Source organism: Hoeflea ulvae, assembly GCF_026619435.1.
In the GTDB taxonomy this organism is placed as follows: Bacteria; Pseudomonadota; Alphaproteobacteria; order Rhizobiales; family Rhizobiaceae; genus Hoeflea; species Hoeflea ulvae.
Genome location: NZ_JAOVZQ010000001.1, coordinates 2,873,700 through 2,897,591, shown reverse-complemented (window position 1 = coordinate 2,897,591; position 23,892 = coordinate 2,873,700). Strand labels below are relative to the sequence as shown.

At 60.7% G+C, this 23,892-nt stretch carries 28 protein-coding genes; 16 read left to right on the top strand and 12 right to left on the bottom strand.

Features of this window, described 5'->3' with window-relative positions:
* Positions 1-5: 5 nt before the first annotated feature.
* Positions 6-839 carry an AraC family transcriptional regulator gene (locus tag OEG82_RS13735; RefSeq protein ID WP_267612979.1) on the bottom strand — a complete coding sequence of 278 codons (834 nt, stop codon included), beginning with the start codon at positions 837-839 and terminating at the stop codon, positions 6-8.
* 133 nt (positions 840-972) lie between these two features.
* On the opposite strand from OEG82_RS13735, the gene OEG82_RS13730 reads away from it, so the two are divergent.
* Positions 973-2,214, top strand: coding sequence for an MFS transporter (locus OEG82_RS13730; RefSeq protein WP_425497650.1), 1,242 nt, complete (start codon positions 973-975; stop codon positions 2,212-2,214).
* A gap of 86 nt (positions 2,215-2,300) precedes the next feature.
* Here the strand turns inward: OEG82_RS13730 and OEG82_RS13725 are convergent, their stop codons facing one another.
* The 3 genes from OEG82_RS13725 to OEG82_RS13715 all read right to left on the bottom strand — a co-directional run bounded on the left by OEG82_RS13725 (position 2,301) and on the right by OEG82_RS13715 (position 4,680).
* The gene (locus tag OEG82_RS13725) at positions 2,301-2,786 is read right to left on the bottom strand and encodes an Hsp20/alpha crystallin family protein (protein ID WP_267612977.1); all 486 of its coding nucleotides are present in this window, start codon (positions 2,784-2,786) and stop codon (positions 2,301-2,303) included.
* Positions 2,787-2,998: 212 nt separating this feature from the next.
* The gene (locus OEG82_RS13720; RefSeq protein WP_267612976.1) at positions 2,999-3,769 is read right to left on the bottom strand and encodes a glucose 1-dehydrogenase; all 771 of its coding nucleotides are present in this window, start codon (positions 3,767-3,769) and stop codon (positions 2,999-3,001) included.
* 110 nt (positions 3,770-3,879) lie between these two features.
* Positions 3,880-4,680 carry a DUF72 domain-containing protein gene (locus OEG82_RS13715; RefSeq protein ID WP_267612975.1) on the bottom strand — a complete coding sequence of 267 codons (801 nt, stop codon included), beginning with the start codon at positions 4,678-4,680 and terminating at the stop codon, positions 3,880-3,882.
* Positions 4,681-4,838: 158 nt separating this feature from the next.
* Here OEG82_RS13715 and OEG82_RS13710 point away from each other — a divergent pair, with 158 nt between their 5' ends.
* Positions 4,839-5,345, top strand: coding sequence for a hypothetical protein (locus OEG82_RS13710; RefSeq protein ID WP_267612974.1), 507 nt, complete (start codon positions 4,839-4,841; stop codon positions 5,343-5,345).
* A gap of 46 nt (positions 5,346-5,391) precedes the next feature.
* Positions 5,392-5,757, top strand: coding sequence for a hypothetical protein (locus tag OEG82_RS13705; RefSeq protein ID WP_267612973.1), 366 nt, complete (start codon positions 5,392-5,394; stop codon positions 5,755-5,757).
* 63 nt (positions 5,758-5,820) lie between these two features.
* Here OEG82_RS13705 and OEG82_RS13700 read toward each other — a convergent pair whose 3' ends face one another.
* The 3 genes from OEG82_RS13700 to uvrA form a co-directional block, all read right to left on the bottom strand.
* A complete protein-coding gene (locus OEG82_RS13700) occupies positions 5,821-5,982 on the bottom strand; it encodes a hypothetical protein (protein WP_267612972.1) in 162 nt (53 codons plus the stop codon).
* Between the two features lie 216 nt (positions 5,983-6,198).
* Positions 6,199-6,792 (bottom strand): hypothetical protein, encoded by a 594-nt coding sequence (locus tag OEG82_RS13695; RefSeq protein WP_267612971.1) that lies wholly within the window; start codon positions 6,790-6,792, stop codon positions 6,199-6,201.
* Between the two features lie 2 nt (positions 6,793-6,794).
* Positions 6,795-9,716 carry an excinuclease ABC subunit UvrA gene (uvrA, locus tag OEG82_RS13690; protein WP_267612970.1) on the bottom strand — a complete coding sequence of 974 codons (2,922 nt, stop codon included), beginning with the start codon at positions 9,714-9,716 and terminating at the stop codon, positions 6,795-6,797.
* A gap of 409 nt (positions 9,717-10,125) precedes the next feature.
* Between uvrA and OEG82_RS13685 the strand changes: the two genes are divergently transcribed.
* From OEG82_RS13685 to OEG82_RS13670, 4 genes are all read left to right on the top strand, one after another.
* Positions 10,126-10,638 carry a single-stranded DNA-binding protein gene (locus OEG82_RS13685; RefSeq protein ID WP_324288953.1) on the top strand — a complete coding sequence of 171 codons (513 nt, stop codon included), beginning with the start codon at positions 10,126-10,128 and terminating at the stop codon, positions 10,636-10,638.
* 58 nt (positions 10,639-10,696) lie between these two features.
* Positions 10,697-11,131, top strand: a complete 435-nt coding sequence (locus OEG82_RS13680) for a cupin domain-containing protein (protein ID WP_267612969.1) — start codon at positions 10,697-10,699, stop codon at positions 11,129-11,131.
* A gap of 46 nt (positions 11,132-11,177) precedes the next feature.
* A complete protein-coding gene (locus tag OEG82_RS13675) occupies positions 11,178-11,591 on the top strand; it encodes a VOC family protein (RefSeq protein ID WP_267612968.1) in 414 nt (137 codons plus the stop codon).
* Between the two features lie 128 nt (positions 11,592-11,719).
* Positions 11,720-12,106 carry a hypothetical protein gene (locus OEG82_RS13670; protein ID WP_267612967.1) on the top strand — a complete coding sequence of 129 codons (387 nt, stop codon included), beginning with the start codon at positions 11,720-11,722 and terminating at the stop codon, positions 12,104-12,106.
* An 80-nt stretch (positions 12,107-12,186) separates the two neighbouring features.
* On the opposite strand, the gene OEG82_RS13665 is transcribed toward OEG82_RS13670, so the two are convergent.
* Together OEG82_RS13665 and OEG82_RS13660 are read right to left on the bottom strand one after the other, a co-directional pair.
* Complete coding sequence (locus OEG82_RS13665; RefSeq protein WP_267612966.1) at positions 12,187-12,489, bottom strand: DUF1905 domain-containing protein; 303 nt, start codon at positions 12,487-12,489, stop codon at positions 12,187-12,189.
* 12 nt (positions 12,490-12,501) lie between these two features.
* Positions 12,502-13,131: a MarC family protein gene (locus tag OEG82_RS13660; RefSeq protein ID WP_267612965.1), complete on the bottom strand. Its 630-nt coding sequence runs from the start codon at positions 13,129-13,131 to the stop codon at positions 12,502-12,504.
* Positions 13,132-13,325: 194 nt separating this feature from the next.
* Between OEG82_RS13660 and gyrA the strand changes: the two genes are divergently transcribed.
* Positions 13,326-16,166, top strand: a complete 2,841-nt coding sequence (gene gyrA / locus OEG82_RS13655) for a DNA gyrase subunit A (RefSeq protein ID WP_267612964.1) — start codon at positions 13,326-13,328, stop codon at positions 16,164-16,166.
* 278 nt (positions 16,167-16,444) lie between these two features.
* On the opposite strand, the gene OEG82_RS13650 is transcribed toward gyrA, so the two are convergent.
* On the bottom strand, positions 16,445-17,092 hold the full coding sequence (locus tag OEG82_RS13650; RefSeq protein WP_267612963.1) for a hypothetical protein: 648 nt from the start codon (positions 17,090-17,092) through the stop codon (positions 16,445-16,447).
* A 945-nt stretch (positions 17,093-18,037) separates the two neighbouring features.
* On the opposite strand from OEG82_RS13650, the gene OEG82_RS13645 reads away from it, so the two are divergent.
* Positions 18,038-18,742 (top strand): helix-turn-helix transcriptional regulator, encoded by a 705-nt coding sequence (locus tag OEG82_RS13645; RefSeq protein WP_267612962.1) that lies wholly within the window; start codon positions 18,038-18,040, stop codon positions 18,740-18,742.
* Positions 18,743-18,833: 91 nt separating this feature from the next.
* On the opposite strand, the gene OEG82_RS13640 is transcribed toward OEG82_RS13645, so the two are convergent.
* A complete protein-coding gene (locus tag OEG82_RS13640) occupies positions 18,834-18,959 on the bottom strand; it encodes a hypothetical protein (RefSeq protein ID WP_267612961.1) in 126 nt (41 codons plus the stop codon).
* A gap of 432 nt (positions 18,960-19,391) precedes the next feature.
* Positions 19,392-20,303 (bottom strand): transglutaminase-like domain-containing protein, encoded by a 912-nt coding sequence (locus tag OEG82_RS13635; protein WP_267612960.1) that lies wholly within the window; start codon positions 20,301-20,303, stop codon positions 19,392-19,394.
* Between the two features lie 374 nt (positions 20,304-20,677).
* Between OEG82_RS13635 and OEG82_RS13630 the strand changes: the two genes are divergently transcribed.
* The 7 genes from OEG82_RS13630 to OEG82_RS13600 all read left to right on the top strand — a co-directional run bounded on the left by OEG82_RS13630 (position 20,678) and on the right by OEG82_RS13600 (position 23,724).
* Entirely contained in the window at positions 20,678-20,890 is a 213-nt protein-coding gene (locus OEG82_RS13630; protein WP_267612959.1) for a hypothetical protein, read from the top strand.
* 127 nt (positions 20,891-21,017) lie between these two features.
* Positions 21,018-21,158 carry a hypothetical protein gene (locus OEG82_RS13625; protein ID WP_267612958.1) on the top strand — a complete coding sequence of 47 codons (141 nt, stop codon included), beginning with the start codon at positions 21,018-21,020 and terminating at the stop codon, positions 21,156-21,158.
* A gap of 34 nt (positions 21,159-21,192) precedes the next feature.
* Positions 21,193-21,453, top strand: coding sequence for a DUF1488 family protein (locus OEG82_RS13620; protein ID WP_267612957.1), 261 nt, complete (start codon positions 21,193-21,195; stop codon positions 21,451-21,453).
* 181 nt (positions 21,454-21,634) lie between these two features.
* Positions 21,635-22,126 carry a pantetheine-phosphate adenylyltransferase gene (gene coaD, locus OEG82_RS13615; protein WP_267612956.1) on the top strand — a complete coding sequence of 164 codons (492 nt, stop codon included), beginning with the start codon at positions 21,635-21,637 and terminating at the stop codon, positions 22,124-22,126.
* Positions 22,127-22,228: 102 nt separating this feature from the next.
* Positions 22,229-22,795 (top strand): peptidylprolyl isomerase, encoded by a 567-nt coding sequence (locus OEG82_RS13610; protein WP_267612955.1) that lies wholly within the window; start codon positions 22,229-22,231, stop codon positions 22,793-22,795.
* A gap of 40 nt (positions 22,796-22,835) precedes the next feature.
* On the top strand, positions 22,836-23,345 hold the full coding sequence (locus tag OEG82_RS13605; RefSeq protein ID WP_267612954.1) for a peptidylprolyl isomerase: 510 nt from the start codon (positions 22,836-22,838) through the stop codon (positions 23,343-23,345).
* Between the two features lie 64 nt (positions 23,346-23,409).
* Positions 23,410-23,724: a hypothetical protein gene (locus tag OEG82_RS13600; RefSeq protein ID WP_267612953.1), complete on the top strand. Its 315-nt coding sequence runs from the start codon at positions 23,410-23,412 to the stop codon at positions 23,722-23,724.
* Positions 23,725-23,892 lie beyond the last annotated feature (168 nt).

The window sequence follows — 23,892 nt, the reverse complement described above, 5'->3', positions numbered from 1 at the left end:
ACACTTTAAGCAGTCGCCTGGGCGCGCAGATAGGTCTTGGGCGGCGCACCCATCACCCGGCAGAACATGGTGGTGAAAGCCGGCACGCTGTCATAGCCCAGGTCCAGCGCCACCGCGGTTACCGTTTCGCCGGCGGCGAGCCGCGGCAGGGCCGCCATCAGGCAGGCCTGCTGCCGCCAGGCGGTCAGGCTCAATCCGGTCTCGCTGCGAAACAGCCGGGTGAAACTGCGCCGGCTCATGCCCGCCGCATCGGCCCAGTGATCGATCTTGAGATGCGCGGTCGGCTGCACCAGGAATTCGCGGCACAATTGCGCCAGCCGCCGCTGCGACGGAAACGGCAGGCCCAGCGGGCGTTGAGGAAGGTGCAGGATTTCATGCAACAGGGCGCCCAGAATATAGCCGGCACGCGGGGTGGCCGCCTCGGGGCGCAGCCGGACAGCTTCGGCGATCAGGCTGCGCATTAAAGGGGTGAGGCCGGTGACATGCAGATGCGCCGGCAGACCGGAAATGGCGTCGGGCAGCACATAGACCGAGTGCATGTCGACGCGGCCGATGGTGTCGACCGCATGGCGCACGCCGGCGGGAATCCACAGGGCGTGACCGGGCGGCACCATCCAGCGGCCGGCCCGGGTGGTGACGGTGACGACGCCGACACTGGGATGCAGCAATTGCGCCCGGCCATGCTCGTGTTCGGCCACATGCTCGTCATCATCATAGAAATGCGAATAGGCCACAGCCGGCTCGACCGCTGCCTCGACCGCGGCCAGCCGCAGCGCGCGGTGATCCGCGGTTTCAACCGGACGCTCGGCGCCGGTCCTGTCAATCGGGTCGAAGGTCATCGCACTGGCCCATTCTCGTAAGACAAAGACCACAGCACGAAAGCGGGACGCTTTCAAGCGGTGTATCACTGGCTCTGCCGGCCTGAGCGCGAGGCTCGCAACAGTCCGGCGGGAGGACACAGAGATGGATGGAATGCCCAAACCGGCCGCTACGGCCCAGACTCCTGCGGATCTCAACGCGGCACCCGTCGCGCCTGTAACAACGCCTGCTGCAACAACGGCAACCTTCTCCATCGTCGTGGCGCTCAGTGTCTGTCACTTTCTCAATGACACGATGCAATCGGTGCTGGCCGCGATCTACCCCATCCTCAAGGCCAATTACGCGCTGAGCTTCGCCCAGATCGGCCTGCTGACCTTTGCCTTCCAGGTCACCGCGTCGCTGCTGCAGCCGGCTATCGGCGCATTCACCGACAAGCGCCCGCTCGGCTACGCGCTGCCGGTGGGCATGGGCTTTTCGCTGCTCGGCCTGCTGCTGTTGTCGTCAGCCGGATTCTACGCCCTGTTGCTGGCGGCGGCCGCCCTGGTCGGTTTCGGCTCGGCGGTGTTCCATCCCGAATCCTCGCGGATAGCCCGGCTGGCCTCGGGCGGACGCCACGGCACGGCGCAATCGGTGTTTCAGGTCGGCGGCAATATCGGCACCGCCAGCGGACCGCTGCTGGCCGCCTTCATCATCGTGCCCAACGGTCAGGCCTCGGTTGCCTGGTTCGGCCTTGCCGCATTGGGCGCCATGGTGATCCTGACCTGGGTCAGCCGCTGGTATGGCGCCTTTCGCCGCGCCGCGGCGGGGCGTCCCGCGGCATCCAGAACCTTGCTGCACAGCCGCAGGCGGGTGGTCGCAGCCCTGGTGGTGCTGGCGCTGCTGGTGTTCACCAAGAACATCTATGTTGCCAGTTTCTCCAGCTTCTACACCTTCTACACGATCGAACGCTTCGACGTGTCCGTGCAGGACGCGCAATTGCTGCTGTTTCTGTTTCTGGGCGCCATGGCCGCCGGCACGCTGATCGGCGGGCCGATCGGCGACCGGATCGGGGCGAGGGCGGTGATCTGGGTGTCGATCCTTGGCATTCTGCCGTTCACGCTGATGCTGCCGCATGCCGATCTGTTCTGGACGTCAGTGCTGACCGTGATCATCGGCGTGGTGCTGGCCTCGGCCTTCCCGGCCATCGTGGTGTTTGCGCAGGAGCTGGTGCCGGGCCGGGTCGGACTGATTGCCGGCGTGTTCTTCGGCTTCGCCTTCGGCATGGGCGGCATTTCAGCCGCCGTGCTGGGGCAGGTGGCCGACATCAAGGGCATCATCTATGTCTACCAGATCTGCGCCTTCCTGCCGTTTCTCGGACTGCTGACCGTGTTTCTGCCCAAGGACACGCGGGCCTGACAAACAGGCCGACCGGAATGCAAGGATTGCTGCCATCCGGCCGGCCAGTGCCGCGAAACGTCACAGTCTGCCCGCGGACGTGATGATCACGTGCCGATCTTGATCTTGCGTTCGCCGTTGTCCTGCCCGGGCTTCTTGGGCATGGTCACCTTGAGAACACCTTTTTCAAAACTGGCATCGATCGCCTCCTGGTCGACCCGGTCGGGAAGCGGAAACGAACGGTAGAACGAGCCGTAATTGCGCTCGATGACGACGCTGTGGTCCTGCTTGGACTCGTGCGACACCGTCTTTTCGCCCTTCAGCGTCAGCACGCCGTCGGAAACGGTGAGGTCGACCTCGTCCTCCGACATGCCGGGAAGTTCCGCCGTCAGGGTGATGGCCTTGTCGTTCTCGGTGATGTCGATGGCCGGGCGAACCGCGCCCACTGTCGTCAGCGAGGGAAAGCCGGTTTTCGCCGCAGCGGTTGCAGTGTCACCAAAAAAGCGCTCCATCATCTTGTCCATCTCTGCGCGAAAATCATCGAACAGTCCGGATGGACGTGAAGCGGGAAGATGTTGCTGTGTATCTGCCATGATGGTCTCCTTTTCACACCGGATCGCCCGGGTGAATGGAAATATGACTGCAACCTCGAAATACCCTTTGACGCAGGTCAACAAAAAATCAAAAGGCCAGGAAAGTCTCAAGACCATCTGCGCAAGACAGGCGACGGCCCGGCAAACCTCTCGGGGTCGGCGGGCCGTGATCACTCGTGGCGCTTTGCTGCTGCGTCAGGGCTTGCAAGACATTATTGGGCGACGTAGCCGCCATCGACCGGAATGATGGCGCCGAGCATGAAAGAGGCTTCGGGCGAGGACAGCCAGACGATCAGGTTGGCCACTTCCTGCGGCGTGCCGATGCGGCCGAGAGGGTGCAGCGGATCCATCATCTGGGCGCTGCTCTGAGCGCCTGAGGTTGCCTGATCGGCCAGCGAATCGAGCATTCGCGTGTCGATGCCACCGGGACAGACCGCATTGGCCCGGATCCCGGACTTGCCATATTCCAGCGCCGCGTTCTTGGTCATGCCGATCACTGCATGTTTGGAAGCGACATAGGGCGACAGGCCGGGAAAGCCGATCAAGCCGGCAATCGAAGCGAGATTGACGATGGTCCCGCCGCCGGCCGCAAGCATGTGCCGGATCTCCGCCTGCATGCAGAGATAGGTGCCCTTGGCATTGATGCCCATGATGGCGTCGTAATTGGCTTCGGCCTGGTCAGCGAAGGGGGCGATGGTGCCCTCGATGCCGGCATTGTTGACCGCACAGTCAAGCCGGCCATACTGGTCGACGACACCGGCCACGAGTGCCGCCACATCGGCAGCCTTGGACACATCGGCGCGCTGGAACATGGCGCTTCCGCCGGCCTGGTGGATCATCGAGACGGTTTCCTCGCCGCCGTCAACATGGATGTCGGAGACCACCACATTGGCGCCGTCGGCCGCAAATTTCAGCGCCGTGGCGCGGCCGATGCCGGCTCCGGATCCGGTGACAAGGGCGGTCTTGCCTGAAAATAATCCCATTTCTCTCTCCCTTGAGTGTGTGAAGACTACGGGAGAAACATTAGCCGCTATTGCGCGGCACCGCCTTGATGCCAATCAACCCAGCAGGGCGTATCGGCCGGTCGCACCGGTTAAACCCGCTGCTGCAGTGCCATGGCGCCAGCAGGCGCATTGACCTTGCCACCGGTGATGAAGAAGGCAAAGACGTCGCGCGGCTGTTTCTTGACGCTGCGGTCAGCGGCGATCAGATCCAGATCATCCGGCACGCCGCCTTTGGCGTAGGTCTTGAACCGCTCGGCCCAGAGATCGATGTCCTCGGGCGGGTAGCAGGTAGGAATGTCGTCAGAGCCGCGTTGCAGCCGGGCATAGACGAAGTCCGAGGTGACATCGGCAACCATCGGATAGGTTTCATGATCCGCGCAGACCGCCGCGACATTGTGCCCGGCCAGCAGTTCGATGAAGTCCGGCGTGCAAAAGCTCTCGTGCCGCGCCTCGACGACATGGCGCAGCGCGATTCCGTCCTGCTTTTCGGGCAACAGCGCCAGAAAGGCCGCAAAATCATCCGGCTCGAATTTCTTCGTCGGCATGAACTGCCAGAGGATCGGCCCGAGCCGGTCGCCAAGCTCGGTGATGCCCTGGGTCACGAATTTGCTGATCGACGGCTCGGCCTCGGCCAGCACCTTGCGATTGGTGCAATAGCGGCTGGCCTTCAGTGAAAACACGAACCCGTCGGGCACATCGGCCGCCCATTTGGCAAATGTCGCCGGTTTCTGACTGCCATAATAGGTGCCGTTGACCTCGATCGCCCGCAGTTGGGACCCCGCATAGTGAAGATGCTTGGTCTTTGCCAGTTTCGGCGGATAGAAACTCTCGTTCCAGGCATCAAACACCCAGCCGCCGATGCCGGTGCGGATTGTTGAAATTTTGTCCATACGTATTTCCTCGTTAAGTGCTTTCTTTATTACGTGCGAACTACAAGACGCGCTGACAAGTTCATGCTCTGCAAAACTAATTTCAAAATAGCGAATCCGATTTTGTAGTCGGGCGCAATTGGGTTATTATATCTTCACTTGGAAAGAGAGTTGCAGCTATGAATAGTGGCACATTGATATCGCTTTGCTTGTTAGGGCTGGCAGCGCTTTGCATTGTGACCGCAGTCATAGCAATGGTAACTGCCAAGTACGATCCTCAAGGCAACATCACGGAATGGAGTTCGCCAGTTGGAAAGGTTAAATCTGGTAGTCTGCCGTTTCTTACCCTTTTGGTGGGACTAAGTTTCGGTTTTTTTGGCTTTCAGCTACAGCCGCCGGCGCAAGTGGACACCGTGGAATTTGACGCTTCCGTCGTAGTTGATCCCGAGCTAATTAGCGATGTCCACTCGGTTGTTGTTGGTATTACTACTTCACCGTGGAGCCAAACCTCGACGCCGGACTCAGTCAACGGTGAAATCAGAATGAAAATCCCCGTGCCGGACACTTGGCGGAGCTATACCGGATATGCCTTTGTTCATGGCAGTGCTCAAACACGTCCAACGGTTCGGGGTCTTAGCAAAGATAATCCCAAGTTCGAGATCAGGTTGATGAAAGATGGAAACTAAATTCTGGTACCTAATAACCCCTCTAATTTTGTGGAGTACTCCCTCCATGGCTGAGCAACTAACGGTCGCCACGGGGGCTGTAACAATCAAGCCCACAGATAACACAACCAGCGTTGAGACCCCTGCTGTTGGCTTCCCGTTAAAGGTCCAGGGTCCTGAAGGCGTATCTGTTGTCTACACCGACGATGAAGGCAAATGGTCACTCTACAACCTGCCTGCTGGTCAATACTCTGTAAAGCCTATAGCTGAGCTCAACGAACACAGCTCAACGACTGTGGCGGAGTTCAGCGTTAAAGAGGCGAGCTTCTTCGACAGATTTATAGGAAGTGAGACAAGACCCGTTATTGCAAGCGATATCCAGTTGTCGACAGACAGCATTATGAATTCCAAGACGTTTATCCTCGAGAAATAGAACCGTCTGCTACTCCGAAGCTCCCTCGCGGCACCCCTTCGGCAACGATCTCGCCGCCGCCATTCATGCCACCTTGGTCAACTCGAAAATCTCTCCGTAGCTTGCTGCTGCAGGGATATCGCGACGCCTCAGCGCGCGGCGCACCTCGTCGAGCTTCAGCACGTCCCCGGCGGAAAGATAGGGACCCCAATTGGTCGGATCGTCGGGCTCGTAGATCAGCGTCACGGAAACTTTGGGGACATAACGCCTTCTTCAACCGGCCGGGTTACCTGCTCATGCCTAGCGTCGGATTGTGAACTCGTCATCCCATGTCTCCTTGTCAGGCCGATAGAACATCACATGGACGGCATGAACTGCATTTTCGTCGATCATACTCCAACAGAAACTGTGCACGGATCCCGCTGCTTCCAACCGGTTTAATTTCGACAGCCGTTGATCCCCTTATACAGATTTGGCGAGCAAGGCTCCCATGCGCTGTCCTAACTCAAGTGCGGCAGAATCAGACCAGCCACGTTTGCGATTGGCGAAATGGTCAACATGTTCAATTTGTATATCCGGGAACTGTGGTTTTAAGAATCGGAATGCGGCCTCGTGGTGACAGACGATCAATTTAAGGAGAGGCAATTGTTTGAGCAGCGATGCAACCAATGGACGGCTGCCCTGGACATGGGAGGCAATGTCTTCGCTTGCGTCCCAATACAAATTGGTTTCCAAACATTTATAATCGCCGACACCTTCAATGAACAATTCAATCCGCTTCCTCGTTGGACTTACCGCATTTCGCCGTGTCTTCCCGGGTTTCAATGGTCGGTTTTGTCTTTCCACTTTGTACGTTTCGAACCAATTAGCTTTATCGAATCCGCGCGCAGAATTCCAAAAGTTCCAGAAATCGGCCTCAAGATTGGTCGCTGGATTATAACCGACCAAGGCAATGGAGCATTCCAGGGGCGACCCTGAGCAGACGAACGGTCGAAGCCCACTATTGGCGGGAGCGGCCGTTCGTAGATAAGTCTCAAACTCTGCCATTGAGTCCATGTCTACTCCGCCGCCTCCACCCGTCGTCCCGGCTTGCGTTCGAGCAGGTCCCGCAGGAACTGGCCGGTATAGCTGCGGTCCACCTTGACGATGTCCTCTGGCGTGCCCTCGGCGACGATCTCGCCGCCGCCGTCGCCGCCCTCGGGGCCGAGGTCGATGACCCAGTCGGCGGTCTTGATGACTTCGAGATTGTGCTCGATGACCACCACCGAATTGCCCTGATCGACCAGTTCGTGCAGCACTTCCAGGAGCTTGGCGACATCGTGGAAATGCAGACCGGTCGTCGGCTCGTCGAGAATATAGAGCGTGCGGCCTGTCGAGCGCTTTGACAGCTCCTTGGCCAGCTTGACCCGCTGCGCCTCGCCGCCCGACAGCGTGTTGGCCTGCTGGCCGACCTTGATATAGCCCAGGCCGACTCCTTCGAGCGATTTGAGCTTGTCGCGCACGGCAGGCACGGCGGCGAAGAACTCGACGCCTTCCTCCACTGTCATGTCGAGCACATCGGCGATCGATTTCTGCTTGAAGGTGACGTCGAGCGTCTCGCGGTTGTAGCGCTTGCCGTGGCAGACGTCGCAGGTGACATAGACGTCGGGCAGGAAATGCATCTCGATCTTGATGACGCCGTCGCCCTGGCAGGCCTCGCAGCGCCCGCCCTTGACGTTGAACGAGAAGCGGCCCGGCTGGTAGCCGCGCGCCTTGGCTTCGGGCAGGCCGGCAAACCACTCGCGGATCGGCGTGAAGGCGCCGGTATAGGTGGCCGGATTGGAGCGCGGCGTGCGGCCGATCGGGGACTGGTCGATGTCGATCACCTTGTCGATGTGCTCGAACCCGTCGATGCGGTCATGATCGGCCGGGTTTTCGCGCGCGCCCATCACCCGCCGCGCCGCGGCGCGGTAGAGGGTCTCGATCAGGAAGGTCGACTTGCCGCCGCCCGATACGCCGGTCACGGCGGTGAACACGCCCAGCGGGATCGAGGCGGTGACGTTCTTGAGATTGTTGCCGCGGGCGCCGACGACCGTCAGCTCCTTTTTCTTCTTGGCCTTGCGGCGCTGGCTCGGCACCATCACCTCGAGCTCGCCCGAGAGATATTTTCCGGTGATCGAGCGCGGATTGGCCATGATGTCGCCGGGCGAGCCCTGGGCGATGATCTCGCCGCCGTGAATGCCTGCATGGGGTCCGATATCGACCACGTAATCGGCGGTCAGGATCGCGTCCTCGTCATGCTCGACCACGATCACCGTGTTGCCGATGTCGCGCAGATGCTTGAGCGTCTCCAGCAGCCGGGCATTGTCGCGCTGGTGCAGGCCGATCGACGGCTCGTCGAGCACATAGAGCACGCCGGTCAGTCCCGAGCCGATCTGCGAGGCCAGCCGGATGCGCTGGCTTTCGCCGCCCGACAGCGAGCCGGAATTGCGCGACAGCGTCAGATAGTCAAGCCCGACATCGTTCAAAAATTTCAGCCGGTCGCGGATTTCCTTGAGAATCCGCACCGCGATGTGGTTCTGCTGCTCGTTGAGCCGCGCCGGCAGCTCGGCAAACCAGTCGCCGGCGACCCGGATCGACAATTCGGTAACCTGGCCGATATGGCAGCCGTCGATCTTGACCGCGCGCGCCTCGGGCTTGAGCCGATAGCCGTCGCAGGCCGGGCAGGGGGCGTTGGACATGTAGCGCTCGATTTCCTCGCGCGCCCAGGCGCTGTCGGTTTCCTTCCAGCGCCGCTCCAGATTGGGAATGATGCCTTCGAAATTCTTCGAGGTGGTGTAGGAGCGCAGCCCGTCATCATATTTGAACGAGATCTTGTCGGCGGTGCCGCGCAGGATCGCCTTCTGGCCGGCGGCCGGCAGATCCTGCCAGCGGTCGGAGAGCTTGAAGCCGAAATGCTTGCCCAGCGCCTCCAGCGTCTGTGTGTAATAGGGAGAGCTCGACTTGGCCCAGGGCGCGATTGCGCCGCCGCGCAGGGTCAGGTTCGGTTCCGGCACGATCAGCGCATCGTCGATCTTCTTCTGGGTGCCGAGCCCGTCGCAGGTCGGGCAGGCGCCATGCGGGTTGTTGAAGGAAAACAGCCGCGGCTCGATCTCGGAAATGGTGAAACCGGACACCGGGCAGGCAAATTTCTCCGAAAACAGCATGCGCTCATGGGTTTCGTTGAGCGACTTGTTGGCCGAGCCGCCGGCCGATGTCTCGGCGTCGGGCAGCGGCTTGTCGGCAAATTCGGCAATGGCCAGCCCGTCGGCGAGCCGCAGGCAGGTTTCCAGGCTGTCGGCCAGGCGCGCGGAAATGTCCGGCCGGACCACGATGCGGTCGACGACGATGTCGATGTCGTGCTTGTATTTCTTGTCGAGCACCGGCGCCTCGGCGATCTCGTAATACTGGCCGTCGATCTTGACCCGTTGAAAGCCCTTCTTCATGAAGTCGGCCAGTTCCTTGCGGTATTCGCCCTTGCGGCCGCGCACCACCGGCGCGAGAATGTAGAGCCGCGTGCCTTCTTCCATCTCCAGCACCCGGTCGACCATCTGGCTGATGGTCTGGCTTTCGATCGGCAGGCCGGTGGCCGGCGAATAGGGCACGCCGACGCGGGCAAACAGCAGCCGCATATAGTCATAGATCTCGGTGACGGTGCCGACAGTGGAGCGCGGATTGCGGCTGGTGGTCTTCTGTTCGATGGAAATCGCCGGCGACAGCCCGTCGATCTGGTCGACATCGGGTTTCTGCATCATTTCGAGGAACTGCCGCGCATAGGCCGACAGGCTCTCGACATAGCGGCGCTGGCCCTCGGCATAGATGGTGTCGAAGGCGAGCGAGGACTTGCCCGATCCCGACAGCCCGGTCATCACGATCAGGCTGTTGCGCGGCAGATCGAGATCGACATTCTTGAGATTGTGCTCGCGCGCGCCGCGAATGGTGATTGATTTCAGTTCCGTCATGATGCCGCCGATTTGCCGTGGAGCATCCCGCGGCGTCCTGCTGAACGCGCCGGCATGCTCTCATCTCCATAAGCCTCGCAGGGTCGATAGCCCCGGAGGGTGTCCGATCATACCCGCACTCAACATTGCCCCACAGCAACTCCACATCAAGGAGATGGTTCCCGGGACAAACCAGACCCATACATAAGCACCTCATCTGCAATGTCGAGATGCCGTGCCGCCGGTTGCCGCTGCCGCGGCCGAATCTCTTGACAGAAACTGACACAGATAATAGAACAAATAAAGAACATTAAAAAAGGCCTGTGGATTGTCGACGCCGCGCTGACGGGCGGGCGGGCGATCCTGTAAGGTGCAGTCAAATCAAGAGGGGCGGCTGAGAGCCGCCTGAAGTGTTGGAAGGTGAATCATCATGGCGGGCAGCGTCAACAAAGTCATTCTCATTGGCAATCTGGGCGCGGATCCGGACATCAAGCGGACCCAGGACGGCCGGCCGATCGCCAATCTCTCGGTCGCCACCTCGGAAAGCTGGCGCGACAAGAACACCGGCGAGCGCCGGGAAAAGACCGAATGGCACCGCGTGGTGATCTTCAATGAAGGCCTGTGCAAGATTGCCGAGAACTACCTGAAGAAGGGTTCGAAGATCTATGTCGAGGGCCAGTTGCAGACCCGCAAATGGACCGACCAGTCGGGACAGGACAAATATTCCACCGAAGTGGTGCTGCAGGGCTTCAACGGCAACCTGACCATGCTCGACGGCCGCAATGAAGGCGGCGGCGGCGGTTCCAGCGTCAGCCGTGGTGGCGGCGGTGGCGATTATGGCGGCGGCTCCTCGTCCGGCGGCGATCGCGGCGGTTTCAGCGGCGGCGGCAACACCGGCGGCGGCGGGTCGTCCCGGGATCTCGACGACGATATCCCGTTCTGAGCCTATTGGCAGACGGCAGCAGGCTGTCAGCCGCTGCCGCACCATCGGGAGTGGTGGCATGACATCTCAAGCGGATGTACTCGAACTTGGCCCGGGGGAAGGGCGCGCCTATTCCCTCGGCCGCATGCGGGCGGTGTTCAAGGCCGACCACGGCGAAAGCGGCGACCGCTATGCGATCTCCGAATGGTGGCTGGAGCCGCATTGCTCCGGCCCGGGAGCGCATCTGCACGAGGCCAATGAGGAAGTGTTCTACGTGCTCGAGGGCACGGCCTCCTTTCTGGTCGGTGACACCTGGAAAGACCTGCCGAAGGGCAGCTTCCTGCGCATCCCCGCCGGGATCCTGCATGATTTCGAAAACCGCAGCGATGCGCCGGTCGGGCTGCTCAACATGTTCATGCCCGGCGGTTTCGAACAGGCGATGCCGGATATCGTCAAATGGTTCGAGGACAATCCTCAGGGCTTTGCCGGTTCGCCGCCGGCTGCGGGCACGTGACCGCCTGCCGGTTCTGACAGCGCCCGGCCGGGCACGGGAGACTGCCATGCGTCAATCCATCACCCATATCGCCCTGGTCGTGCGCGATTATGACGAGGCCATCGGTTTTTACTGCGGCGTGCTCGGGTTCGACCTGCTGGAAGACACTTACCAGCCCGAGCAGGACAAGCGCTGGGTGGTGGTCCGGCCCAAGGGCGGGCAGGGCGCCGCGCTGGTGCTGGCCCGCGCCTCCAGGCCGGAACAGGAGCCGTTCATCGGCAACCAGACCGGCGGCCGGGTCTTTCTGTTTCTTAACACCGATGATTTTGCCCGCGACCATCAGCGCCTGAAAGCGGCCGGGGTCGAATTCGTGCGTGACCCGCAGACCTATGATTACGGCACCGTGGCGGTGTTTCGCGACATCTACGGCAATCTGTGGGACCTGCTGCAATTGCGCGACGGCCATCCGGCGGCCAATTGAGGCTCCGCCGCCCACGGCAGTCGGAGCCCCTTTGAGTGCCGGCGGATGTGTAAGGGCCGCGCCCGATGGGGCCCGCAGCCACGCAATTGTGATTGGTCTGCCGCCGGGTTCCGGGCGACACTTGCGCGATGATGACCCGACCCGCCTCCGTCACCCTTGCCCTTCTGGCCCTGACCTGCAGCCTTTTGGCGCTTACGCCTGCCCGTGCCGGGGAGGCCGATGTGGTTTCCGTCAGCCATGCAAGGGCCTCCGACGGCACCTACCGTTTCGATGTCACCGTGCGCCATGCCGACGATGGCTGGGAGCATTATGCCGACAAATGGCAGGTGACCGGTGCGGACGGCGCGGTCCTGGGCGAGCGCGTGCTGCTGCATCCGCATGACACCGAACAGCCATTCACCCGCAGCCAGTCCGGCATTGTCATTCCGCCGGGCACGGCCCGGGTCACGGTCCGCGCCCATGACAGGCTGCACGGCTGGGGCGGGAAGGAAGTGATCGTCGAGCTGTCCGACTAGGGCGTGTTCCGAAAGGTCGGAACCGGTATTCGAAAAGGGAATGAAGGCAACGCGCTTCAGCAGTGGCAGCGCTCCGGCGCTCAGCCGATCACAAGATTCACCCGGATCCGGTCGCCCTGGGCAATGGATTGCGCACTGCGGATGGCCGCCTTGACCGGCAGCAGATAGCAGCCCGATGCCTTGTCGGGAAACAGCGAGGTCGACCAGCCGCTGTCGCCGATTGCGGCGCGCACCCGGATGGAGCCGAAGCCATTGGTCCGGCCGGCATAAAACCGGATCCGGTGCGAATGTTCCTGCGGTACGGTGACGAAATGCCAGGCGGCCTTGGCCGATTGCACCAGCCGCAGCTCGGCCTCGAAGCTGTAGCTTTGCTCCGGCTGCATGTGACGCCTCCGCTACGCGCCCAGAAATGCCTGCTTGATGCCGTCGACGACGAACTGCACCGAAAGCGCTGCCAGCACCACGCCGAGAAGCCGGGTGAGGATGGTGCGGCCGGTGTCGCCGAGGAAGCGGTCGATGCGCTCGGCAATCACCAGAAATGCGAACAGCACCAGCGAGGCGGCGATGATGACGCCGATCAGGCCGGCGCGCTCCACCGGCGCATAGAAGGAGCCGGCAAGCAGGATGACCGCAGAAATCGCACCCGGGCCGGCAATCAGCGGAATTGCCAGCGGAAACACTGCCACATTGGAGATATGGTCCTTGGTGATCGCCCGTTCGGCGCTCTTTTCCTGGCGCTCGTGGCGCTTTTCGAAGATCATCTCGAAGGAGATCCAGAACAGCAGCAGCCCGCCGGCAATGCGGAAGGCGCCCAGCGATATGCCCAGAACGCTGAGAATGCCGGCCCCGGCAATGGCGAAAACCGCCAGGATTGCCGCCGCCGTCACCGTGCCGCGCATGGCCACCTGCATGCGCTGGCTGCGCGTCATGCCGGTGGTCAGGCCGAGAAAGATCGCCGCCAGGCCGGGCGGGTCGAACATCACGATGATGGTGACGAAGGCATTTATGATCAGATCGGCAGTCATGACACATCCCCGCAAGCCCGTTGGAAGGCCGTATCCAAGGACTTACGACACCACGGACCGCTTCGGAACCCCTGTGAGCAACAGCAACGGTGGAGAAAGTCACCTAAACCGCCAAACCGGGCTGGAAAATTGGCGACAACGGTGGCTTTCGGCTATAACGCACAAATGATTCCATCCAAGCTCCGTGGACCGCTTTGACAGACCAGAAAACACCCGCCGGACCGATTACGCCAGGCATTCAGCCGGTTTCGATTGTCGAGGAAATGCAGCGCTCTTATCTCGATTACGCCATGAGCGTGATCGTCAGCCGGGCCTTGCCCGATGTGCGCGACGGGCTCAAGCCCGTGCATCGCCGAATCCTCTATGCCATGCATGAGGGCGGCTATCACTGGAACCGCAAATATGTGAAATCGTCCCGCATCGTCGGTGACGTCATGGGTAAATATCACCCGCATGGCGACCAGTCGATCTACGACGCCATGGTGCGCATGGCGCAGCACTGGTCGATGAGCGCCATGCTGGTCGACGGTCAGGGCAATTTCGGCTCCATCGACGGCGATCCGCCTGCCGCGATGCGCTACACCGAATCCCGGCTGGCCAAGCTGTCGCACGAATTGCTCGAGGATATCGACAAGGACACCGTCGATTTCCAGGACACCTATGACGCGTCGGGCTCCGAGCCGAAGGTGGTGCCGGCACGCTTCCCCAATCTCTTGGTCAATGGCGCAGGCGGCATTGCCGTCGGCATGGCCACCAACATCCCGCCGCACAATCTGGTCGAAGTGATCAATGGCTGCATGGCCATCATGGACAACCCGGCGATCGATCTCATCGAGCTGATGAGCATCATTCCCGGCCCGGATTTCCCGACCTCGGGCATCATCCTGGGCCAGGCCGGCATCCGCCAGGCATTCGAGACCGGCCGCGGCTCGGTGATGATGCGCGGCAAGGTTCATGTCGAACCGATGCGCAATGACCGCGAAGCCATCATCATCACCGAAGTTCCCTATCAGGTGAACAAGGCGACGATGATCGAGAAGATGGCCGAACTGGTGCGTGACAAGCGCATAGAGGGCATTTCCGACCTGCGCGACGAATCCGACCGCCAGGGCTACCGGGTCGTCATCGAGCTCAAGCGCGATGTCGTGGCCGATGTGATCATCAACCAGCTCTACCGCTACACGCCGCTGCAGACCTCCTTCGGGGTCAACATGGTGGCGCTCAATGGCGGCAAGCCGGAGCTGATGAACCTCATCGACATGCTCAAGGCCTTTGTCGCCTTCCGCGAGGATGTGATCACCCGGCGGACCAAATATCTGCTGCGCAAGGCGCGCGAGCGGGCGCATGTCCTGGTCGGCCTCGCCATTGCGGTTGCCAATATCGATGAAGTCATCGCGCTGATCCGCAAGGCGCCCGATCCGGCGACCGCGCGCGAACAGTTGATGACCCGGCGCTGGCCGGCGATGGATGTCGAGACGCTGATCCGGCTGATCGACGATCCGCGCCACCGCATCAACGAGGACGGCACCTACAATCTCTCCGAGGAACAGGCGCGCGCCATTCTCGAATTGCGCCTGGCCCGGCTGACCGCGCTCGGGCGCGATGAAATCGGCGACGAGCTGAGCAAGATCGGCGAGGAAATCAAGGATTTCCTCGAAATCCTCGCCTCCCGCGTCCGCGTCCAGCAGATCGTCAAGGACGAGTTGATTGCCGTACGCGACGAATTCGGCATTCCGCGCCGCACCGTGATCACCGAAGGTGGTCCGGACATGGACGACGAGGACCTGATTGCCCGCGAGGACATGGTCGTCACCGTCAGCCATGCCGGCTATATCAAGCGGGTGCCGCTGGCCACCTACCGGGCACAGCGCCGCGGCGGCAAGGGCCGTTCCGGCATGTCGACGCGCGACGAGGATTTCGTCACACGGCTGTTTGTCGCCAACACCCATACGCCGGTGCTGTTCTTCTCCTCGCGCGGCATTGTCTACAAGGAAAAGGTCTGGCGTCTGCCGATCGGCACGCCGACATCCAAGGGCAAGGCGCTGATCAACATGCTGCCGCTGGAAAAGGGCGAGCGGATCACCTCGATCATGCCATTGCCCGAGGACGAATCGAGCTGGGCCAATCTCGACGTGATGTTCTCGACCACGCGCGGTACCGTGCGGCGCAACAAGCTCAGTGACTTCGTCCAGGTCAACCGCAATGGCAAGATCGCCATGAAGCTCGACGACGAAACCGACTCGATCCTCAATGTCGAGACCTGCAACGAGTTCGACGACGTGCTGCTGACCACCGCACTTGGCCAGTGCATCCGCTTCCGGGTCGATGATGTCCGCGTCTTTGCCGGCCGCAATTCGATCGGCGTGCGCGGCATGAGCCTCGGGCCCGACGATCACATCATCTCGATGACCATCGTGCATCATGTCGATGCCGAGGCCGCCGAACGCGCAGCCTTCCTTAAGCGCGCCATGGCCGAACGCCGGGCCGAACTCGGCGACGAGGCCGAGGATGTGGTTCTGGTCGGCGAGGAAGCCGAGGAAATCGGCGAACTCTCCAATGAGCGCTACGAGGAGCTCAAGGCCCGCGAGCAGTTCATCCTGACCGTCAGCGAGAAGGGCTACGGCAAGCGTTCCTCGACCTATGAGTTCCGCATCTCGGGCCGCGGCGGCAAGGGCATCCGCGCCACCGACACCTCCAAGACCGGCGAGATCGGTCCGCTGATCGCCGCCTTCCCGGTGGAGCAGGGCGACCAGATCATGATGGTCTCGGATGGCGGCCAGGTGATCCGGGTTCCTGTCGGCGGCATCCGCCTGGCCGGCCGCGCCACCAAGGGCGTCACCATCTTCTCCACCGCCAAGGACGAACGCGTCGTCTCCGTCGACCGCATCAGCGAGCCGGAAACGGAAGAAGAACTGCTGGAAGAGGGCGTCGAGGGTGTCGAAGGCGAAGCTGTAGCGCCAGAGGCTGGTGATACGGCACCGGAAGCCGGTGATACTCAGGCGCCTGACACTGACGAAACACCGCCTGAAGCCTGATAGGTCTTCAAGGCTGGATAAAAGAAACCGGGGAGTGATTTCCGGTTTCTTTTTGTGGGGGGCAGGAGGCGGGGTAATCAGGAACGGGCGTTTGCTGCAATGCGCTACAAGGTAGATATGGGCGGGAAGCGGGCTTTCGCTGCAGGACGCACCAAAGTCTGAAAAGCGGACTTAGCAGACAATGATTTTGCGCGATCAAAAGCCGCTTTGGCGCGCTGTTCAACAAACGGTCGTTTCTGGAGCAGGCTATGAATTAGCGCTCATACGTTGATCTTATACTAAGTTTGACAATAGCTGGATGCGCTAACTTGAGCTTGCATCGCGCTCCTTTGTTGGGATCGGCGGAAAGGAGACCAGTATCTTGCCATACCACGCCATTTTCCGGCCGTAGTTCTGGCCGCGATCACCCCGTCTCTTTCAATCCATCTGTCCATAATGCGTATAGAGCAAGAAAGATTGATTTGTGGGTCATGCAATTCTTTAGCATCAGCAATACCACACCCGTATCCATTTGAGCTTTCGATAGAAAGCTGAAGGAGGCCACGGCTTACGACTTTGTTTCCCGACGCGTCCTCAAAGGGCTCAGTGTATGTTACTGAGGGATCATAGTTACTCTCGTATTTCATCAATGATGACATGAGAAACGCCCAAAATGCTTGCCTTTGTTCAGAAGATTGGCGATCATAGGCGGGACACCAGTTGCTTATATCTTTTGGTGTCGAATTCAGCAACGCGCCTCCATGCTGTTTCATCGCCTCTGTAGCAAATTTTTCCCAAGGCGAGCTTTCAGGGTTAGCATCTAACCAAAGCATTTTTGTAGAAACAATAATATGATCTTCACGACTATCCGAAGCACCGATATTCTGACACGCAGCAAGCACTCCAGAAGCGACAGAGAACAAAATTATAAAACGGTAATTTGACATTATACCCTCCCCAAAATATTTTTTTAAACGAAAATAAGTTCAAAAATACCATACAAAGAAGGAATATTCATGAAAAAAATGTTTTGGGCGGGATAATTTATTATGGGCGCAATATTTGCATCTTTAATCGGCGAGTACGCGGTTCGAGTCTTGTAGATCGGCGAGAATTCTGCCTTTGCTTCTCTGGCCAAGAATGGCGACATAGATGAATTCACTATTATAACTGACCTAGAAGAGCAAAATCCATTGGCGGATCAAGACATAGGATTTACAGATCTTACGATTCTTGTCTGTAAACACAGCTCAATTTCTACATCCACGATATCTGGATTAATAAGGGACGCCTTAGAGGGCCGTTTTGGGTCTGTAAAGCTGGCGACTATTCAGTCAACGAGGCGGTTGAGGCGCACTTTGACTGGATATCTTACTGTCGTCTATGATTTTCAGCATGATGAAATGAAAGAATTTACAACGTACTAAGCTTGGCCGAACAGCAGCAAGTTAGGCCACCGTTTCAAATTTTGGAAAACACGGGTGATAAGTCAGAATGGCGGCTTTCGATATTTGCCTGCTAGCGATCATGACTATCCCAACAACTCTATTTTTGGCACGAGCAAAAAAGGCAATTCTTCGCGCTTCCACCCCCTTCAAAACCGAAACAATTTTTCAAGGTTCTTGGATAAATAGTGAAAGTTGACATTTGCATAATTCACAGCATTTGGCAAAAAAGGGCTCGAATCAGACCTTCATAGCGCCGGTCAACAAGGACCGCTCTGGGCCGACAGTTGCCACATAGTTCTTCCTCAATCCTGCCGCAACGCACTTCCATATTCTGCGCAAAGCCCACCAGCCACAGCACCTGAATACGCCCCGATCCTTCCTGCCACATTCTGGCAGCATGATCTGCTACACTCCGCCGTCGCCATCCCACCCCGGAGCCCAAAATTGTCCCGCGCCGCTCGTCTTCTTGATCTGTTGCAGGTCTTCCGGCGCTACAAGCGGCCGGTCAGTGGGGCGTCGCTGGCTGAAGAGCTCGGGGTGTCGCTCAGAACCATCTATCGCGACATCGAGACGCTGAAATCGCAAGGGGCGGCGATTGACGGCGAGGCCGGCGTCGGCTTTGTGCTCAAGCCCGGCTTCATGCTGCCGCCCTTGATGTTCACCGAGGACGAGATCGAGGCGCTGGTGCTCGGCTCGCGCTGGGTGGCGGAACAGGCGGACCAGCCGCTGGGGGCTGCGGCGCGCAATGCGCTTACCAAGATCGCCGCCGTGCTGCCCGACGATCTCAAGGCGGGGCTCGACGAATCCACCCTGCTGGTGGTTCCCGGCCCGCCGCTGGCCGCCGGCGAGAGCGAATTGCCGCGCATCCGCGACGCCATCCGGCGCCAGCGCAAGCTCTCCATCTCCTATGCCGACGTCAATGGCGCCTGCAGCGAGCGCACCATCTGGCCGATCGCGCTGGCGTTTTTCGACCGCGCCCGGGTGGTGGTGTCCTGGTGTGAATTGCGCAATGATTTCCGGCATTTCCGCGCCGACCGGATCATCGGCCTTACGGTGCAGACCGCGGCCTATCCGCAACGCCGCGCGGTGCTGATGAAACAATGGCAGGCCAGGGAGGGTGCTCACCTGCGCACCCGGCCGGGTGACTGACCCGAACCGTATCAGAGGTTCGAACGAAAGCGGCCCGGCCCGTGGAACTGTCCAGGGGCCGGGCCGGATGGCGGGATCAGTGGTGCGTCAGTCAGCGCTGCGGATCCCAGATCGGATCATTGGCCTTGTGCGGCAGCTCCTTGCGGAGCGCGCCAAGAACCAGGCCGCTGAAAAGCACCACGACCATCAGGGCAAGCAGGGCCAGAGCCAGGGTCATCACGGTGTCCTCCTTCACATCTCAGTTTGATGTGGACACCATGACAAAGCCTGAATGAACTCAAGCTGAATGAAATCATGGCTAATGAGCGGTTAGCAAAATCGACCGGTGATTCACGCGCCTGCCGCGGACCTGCCGGGGAGGATGAAAGGCTGTTTCCGGGCTCCCTGTCGTCATCGGGCGTCATGCCGAGGATCTGGTGACACCCGCCCCGGACAACCCGAGCCATGGGAAAACCGATGGTCCTCCAGATCCTCGGGACAGGCCCGAGGAAGCCGTGCGGCGAGATCCGAAGCCAGGTTCTGTCTGCCCCGGACGCCGTGGCGAGGATCCGGCGGCCTCAAATCAATCCAGGATATGATCGATGCCCTTGACCAGGCTCGGGGCATGCCCAAACCAGGAAAGTTCTCCGACTGAAGGCGCGCCGCCCGCTCAGAACAGGTGAACAGCGCCCGGAACCGCCAGGCCGAAATCCGGGCCGCCGGGACGCGGCGGGGGCAGGGTCTCCAGCATGGCATGCACCTGCTGGTCGCTGGTGCCGTCCTCGAGCTGCGTCGTCCAGACCCGGAACGAGCTCAGTTGATAGGAGCCGAAGGAGGTGATCATCGCCACATCCGAGGCATCCGAGCCGCGCACCATCAGGATGCGGCCGATGCGGGGCACATTGTAGCGCGCGTCGACCGTGTGCCAGCTTCCGCCCAGAAACACCTCGAACCAGGCGCAGAAATCGTCAAAGCCGGAATCGGGCACGCCGATATCGCCGAGATAGCCGCTGGCGTAGCGCGCAGGAATGTTCATCGCCCGGCACAGGCTGACCCCGAGATGGGCAAAATCGCGGCAGACGCCGGATTTTTCCTCCAGCACGTCGCGCGCGGTCTTGTCGGGGCGGCCGAACTTGTAGCCGAAGGTGACGTGGTTGTGGACGAAGTCGCAGATCGCCTGCACCCGCGGCCAGCCTTCCTGGGTATTGCCGAAATTGGCCCAGGCAAAATTGCCCAGGCTGTCGGAATCGCAATAGCGGCTGGCGCCGAGGAAATCGAGCGTGTCGCTGGGCAGATCCTCGATCCGGTGCTGGATGGCGAATGTCGGGAAGATGTCCGGCACGCCGCTGACCTCGGCGACGCAATCGGACCAGAAGGTGGTGCGGCCGGTGTCGGCGATGGCACGGGAGATACGGTTGCCATACTGGTCCACATAGACCGCGATCGGGGTCATGCTGGTGGTCCGGACATAATCGGCGCCGATCAGCCGCCCGTTGAATTCGGTGTGGGTCGACAGCGCCAGCAACATCGGCACAGGCGCCGGACAATCAACCATAATCTCGAAACCGAACCTGATGAGCATGTCGACACCTTATGTAAAGAACTCTGAAACGGGTTCACAGTCACTTGGTTCCCAAGCCGTTGCCAAGATTGCTGCGATCACGGCGGCTGCGGCTACTATGACACGGGGTGGAGACTTTGCCCTGCTCTTTTTCTGCGCTGCACAAAATTTTGTCCGCCACGGGCCGCGCAGGCGTCGGGCGTGAAGTTTCACCTATGATTTGCGGCAATAGGGGAGTATGGTCAGCCCATGTTAAGTCAGGCCTAACCTGGGCGGGTCCCTGCCTGCTCAACACCTCGCTTGCATCCCGACCGGACCACCGCGCGATCCCATCGCCGGTTCCGCACTGCGCGCGCCAGCGCCGCGCCGCGCGCTGACAGTATTGGAATACATGAATGGCAAAGAACATCTTCAGCAAGGGACAGCAGGTCTCGCTGCAATCACGCGTCGGTCTGTCGCCGCGCACGCCGACCGAATTCACGGTTCTGATGCGGCTGCCCGACAATGGTGGCAAGCCGCAATACCGGATCCGCAACGAGGAACAGGGCCACGAGCGTGTCGAACAGGGCAGCAATCTGGAACTGATCGGGACCGCCCCGAGCGAATAACACGGTCCCGACCGGAAACACGGGCCGGCAGGCAGCGCAGCGCGCGCTGGAGACGATCGATTTGCGCCTGGTCCCTTGCTTGAACCGATTCCGGTTCTGGGGATCTCGCGCCAGAACAGGAAATGTCATGGCCAAGGGTCAAATGAGATCAAGCAAGGAAATCCGCAAACCCAAGAAGGACAAGGCTGCCGCGACATCCGCAGCCGCGCCGGGCTCTGCGGTCAAGCAGCTGGAAACCAGCCCGTTCCAGAAGAAAACCAAGAAGTGACCCCATCCTTCGCCCCAGGGCCGCGGACCATGCGATGATCGGCTTTCCCAATTCGATGCGCAGCTTCGACGAGGATGCCGGCACCGTGCGGTTTTCCGGCTATGACGGCGTGATGGAAGTCCGGTTCCTGCTCGAAGCCCCGGCGCTCGAGCGGATTGCGAAACTGGAGCGGTCGCCCGACACCGATTATCTCGGCGCCTTCGACCGCCACCGCGAGCAGATCGATGCTGCCGCAATACGGGCCTACAAGCGCAGCAAGAAGCCGGTCATCCGGCTCTCCATCGCGGATTTCTGACAGCTTCCCGCGCACCCGTTCCGCACCCTGCACCAGCACGCTTCCGGCAGCCCTTTGCCGGTGGCGTCTGCGCGCGTCCCTTGCCAGCCTCCCGATCCTGCCTTGATGTGCTCGCATCGGCATGACAAAAGGCGTTCAGCAGACAAAGGCCTGCTGACGGCTTGATAAAGGGAAGTTTCCGATGCGCATCGCATTTTATCCCGGGTCCTTCGACCCCATGACCAACGGCCATCTCGACGTGCTCGAGCAGTCGCTGGCGCTGTGTGACGCGCTGGTGATCGGCATCGGCGTGCATCCGGGCAAGACCCCGATGTTCTCCTTCGACGAGCGCGTCAGCATCATCGATCATGTCGTGAGGGAACAATTTCCCGACCGCGCCGAAACCGTCAGCGTCGTCTCCTTCCAGGGCCTGGTGGTCGAGGCGGCGCGCACAGCCGACGCCACCATCCTCGTGCGCGGCCTGCGCGACGGCACCGATCTCGACTATGAAATGCAGATGGCGGGGATGAACCGGGCCATGGCGCCCGATGTCACCACCGTGTTCGCGCCGGCCTATCCCGGCTCCCGCCACATCACCGCCACGCTTGTGCGCCAAATCGCCAGGATGGGCGGCGATGTCTCGCCGTTTGTACCGGCTGTCGTGCAAAAGGCGCTCGCAGCCCGGATTTCGTAAGCCAAACTCGCTTCGTCGTGGCGTTGCCAAGCCTGCGGCGGTGTGTCAAACGATTGCCGCCGGGCTTGCAAGCCCCGGCCGCTGCACTTTTCTGGAGCTCTCATGCGTTCTTCACGTCTACTTATCGCCGCGACCCTGGCCCTCGGCCTGGCTTCGACATCCCTTGCCGCCGCAGCCGAGATGCTGACCATCCAGCTCAAGACCGGCAATGTGGTGATCGAGCTTGCCGAAGATGTCGCACCCCAGCATTCGGCCCGCCTCAAGGAACTCGCCGACGCCGGCGAATATGACAATGTCGCCTTTCACCGGGTGATCGACGGCTTCATGGCCCAGACCGGCGATGTCGAGTTCGGCGACATGGAAGACGGCTTCGTGCCGCAGCGCGCCGGCACCGGCGGCTCGTCCAAGCCCGATCTCAAGGCCGAGTTCTCCGATGTCTCGTTCGACCGCGGCATTGTCGGCATGGCGCGCTCGCAAAACCCGAATTCGGCCAATTCGCAGTTCTTCATCATGCTCGCGCCCGGCACCTTCCTAAACGGTGAATACACCGTCGTCGGCAAGGTGGTCGAAGGCATGGAGCATGTCGACCAGATCAAGCTCGGCGATGCCAACAACAACGGCTCGGTGAGCGATCCCGACCGCATGATCAAGGTCCGCTCCGGCGGCTGAGACCCACCAACGACCACAACAAAAACCAAGGAGACGACCCATGGCGGAGATCAAGGATCCCGAAAACACCCTCATCATGGAGACCACCAAGGGCCAGGTGACCATCGAATTGCTGCCTGATCTGGCGCCCGGCCACGTGGCCCGGATCAAGGAACTGGCCCGCGAAGGCGCCTATGACGGTGTGGTGTTTCACCGCGTCATCGACGGCTTCATGGCGCAGACCGGCGACGTCAAGTTCGGCAAGTCCGACGGCGCCTCCTTCGATCCCCGCCGCGCCGGCATGGGCGGCTCCGACAAGCCTGACCTGAAGGCAGAGTTCTCCAACATGAACCACGCCCGCGGCACCTGCTCGATGGCGCGTTCGCAGGATCCGAATTCGGCCAATTCGCAGTTCTTCATCTGCTTTGACGATGCCGGCTTCCTCAACCGCCAGTACACGGTCTGGGGCCAGGTCACCTCCGGCATGGAAAATGTCGACAAGATCAAGCGCGGCGAGCCCGTGGCCGACCCCGACAAGATCGTCTCGGTCAAGGTCGCAGCCGACGCCTGACCCCTGACCTCTGAATTGATCCAGCTCCCGATTGCAGCTAAACTGGCCGCAATCGGGGGTGGACATGGGGTTTGTAAGCTCAGCCATGGCACAGGATGAGACCGCAGGAACAGCCTGTTCCGGGGTCTACGAAGCCTTCATGCGGCTGCTGTTCGACGCCCACGACACACTTCCGCGATGCACCGATGCCAATGGCGTCCTGGCCTTTGCCACTCTCGCATCGCTTGCCTTTGCGGCATTTGTCGTCATCGATCTTCTCGTCGCCATCGTCCGCCATTTCGGATTTGCCGCAGATGACGCCGGCGAATTCGGCATGGGTGACCAGGGCGGCGTGGTGATTACCTCGTTCAGGCCCTGGGCGTCATCGTCTTCGGCATGATTGCCGCCTGGCTGGTGGCGTTTTTCGCCGCCGTGATCGATTTCCTGCAGATGGCGCCGCACACCGCTGTCGCCACCGGCGTGCTCTGGCAGGTGACCTATGCGCAGTTGCTCGCCCGCTTCGGCACCACCGTCAAGGAGGAAGGCGGGCAGGGCGCCAGCGGCGCAA

Coding starts and splice junctions, on each gene's coding strand:
- OEG82_RS13735 (WP_267612979.1), bottom strand. CDS start 839: ATGACCTTCGACCCGATTGACAGGACCGGCGCCGAGCGTCCGGTTGAA.
- OEG82_RS13730 (WP_425497650.1), top strand. CDS start 973: ATGCCCAAACCGGCCGCTACGGCCCAGACTCCTGCGGATCTCAACGCG.
- OEG82_RS13725 (WP_267612977.1), bottom strand. CDS start 2,786: ATGGCAGATACACAGCAACATCTTCCCGCTTCACGTCCATCCGGACTG.
- OEG82_RS13720 (WP_267612976.1), bottom strand. CDS start 3,769: ATGGGATTATTTTCAGGCAAGACCGCCCTTGTCACCGGATCCGGAGCC.
- OEG82_RS13715 (WP_267612975.1), bottom strand. CDS start 4,680: ATGGACAAAATTTCAACAATCCGCACCGGCATCGGCGGCTGGGTGTTT.
- OEG82_RS13710 (WP_267612974.1), top strand. CDS start 4,839: ATGAATAGTGGCACATTGATATCGCTTTGCTTGTTAGGGCTGGCAGCG.
- OEG82_RS13705 (WP_267612973.1), top strand. CDS start 5,392: ATGGCTGAGCAACTAACGGTCGCCACGGGGGCTGTAACAATCAAGCCC.
- OEG82_RS13695 (WP_267612971.1), bottom strand. CDS start 6,792: ATGGACTCAATGGCAGAGTTTGAGACTTATCTACGAACGGCCGCTCCC.
- uvrA (WP_267612970.1), bottom strand. CDS start 9,716: ATGACGGAACTGAAATCAATCACCATTCGCGGCGCGCGCGAGCACAAT.
- OEG82_RS13685 (WP_324288953.1), top strand. CDS start 10,126: ATGGCGGGCAGCGTCAACAAAGTCATTCTCATTGGCAATCTGGGCGCG.
- OEG82_RS13680 (WP_267612969.1), top strand. CDS start 10,697: ATGACATCTCAAGCGGATGTACTCGAACTTGGCCCGGGGGAAGGGCGC.
- OEG82_RS13675 (WP_267612968.1), top strand. CDS start 11,178: ATGCGTCAATCCATCACCCATATCGCCCTGGTCGTGCGCGATTATGAC.
- OEG82_RS13670 (WP_267612967.1), top strand. CDS start 11,720: ATGATGACCCGACCCGCCTCCGTCACCCTTGCCCTTCTGGCCCTGACC.
- OEG82_RS13665 (WP_267612966.1), bottom strand. CDS start 12,489: ATGCAGCCGGAGCAAAGCTACAGCTTCGAGGCCGAGCTGCGGCTGGTG.
- OEG82_RS13660 (WP_267612965.1), bottom strand. CDS start 13,131: ATGACTGCCGATCTGATCATAAATGCCTTCGTCACCATCATCGTGATG.
- OEG82_RS13650 (WP_267612963.1), bottom strand. CDS start 17,092: ATGTCAAATTACCGTTTTATAATTTTGTTCTCTGTCGCTTCTGGAGTG.
- OEG82_RS13640 (WP_267612961.1), bottom strand. CDS start 18,959: ATGACCCTGGCTCTGGCCCTGCTTGCCCTGATGGTCGTGGTGCTTTTC.
- OEG82_RS13635 (WP_267612960.1), bottom strand. CDS start 20,303: ATGCTCATCAGGTTCGGTTTCGAGATTATGGTTGATTGTCCGGCGCCT.
- OEG82_RS13630 (WP_267612959.1), top strand. CDS start 20,678: ATGGCAAAGAACATCTTCAGCAAGGGACAGCAGGTCTCGCTGCAATCA.
- OEG82_RS13625 (WP_267612958.1), top strand. CDS start 21,018: ATGGCCAAGGGTCAAATGAGATCAAGCAAGGAAATCCGCAAACCCAAG.
- OEG82_RS13620 (WP_267612957.1), top strand. CDS start 21,193: ATGATCGGCTTTCCCAATTCGATGCGCAGCTTCGACGAGGATGCCGGC.
- coaD (WP_267612956.1), top strand. CDS start 21,635: ATGCGCATCGCATTTTATCCCGGGTCCTTCGACCCCATGACCAACGGC.
- OEG82_RS13610 (WP_267612955.1), top strand. CDS start 22,229: ATGCGTTCTTCACGTCTACTTATCGCCGCGACCCTGGCCCTCGGCCTG.
- OEG82_RS13605 (WP_267612954.1), top strand. CDS start 22,836: ATGGCGGAGATCAAGGATCCCGAAAACACCCTCATCATGGAGACCACC.
- OEG82_RS13600 (WP_267612953.1), top strand. CDS start 23,410: ATGGGGTTTGTAAGCTCAGCCATGGCACAGGATGAGACCGCAGGAACA.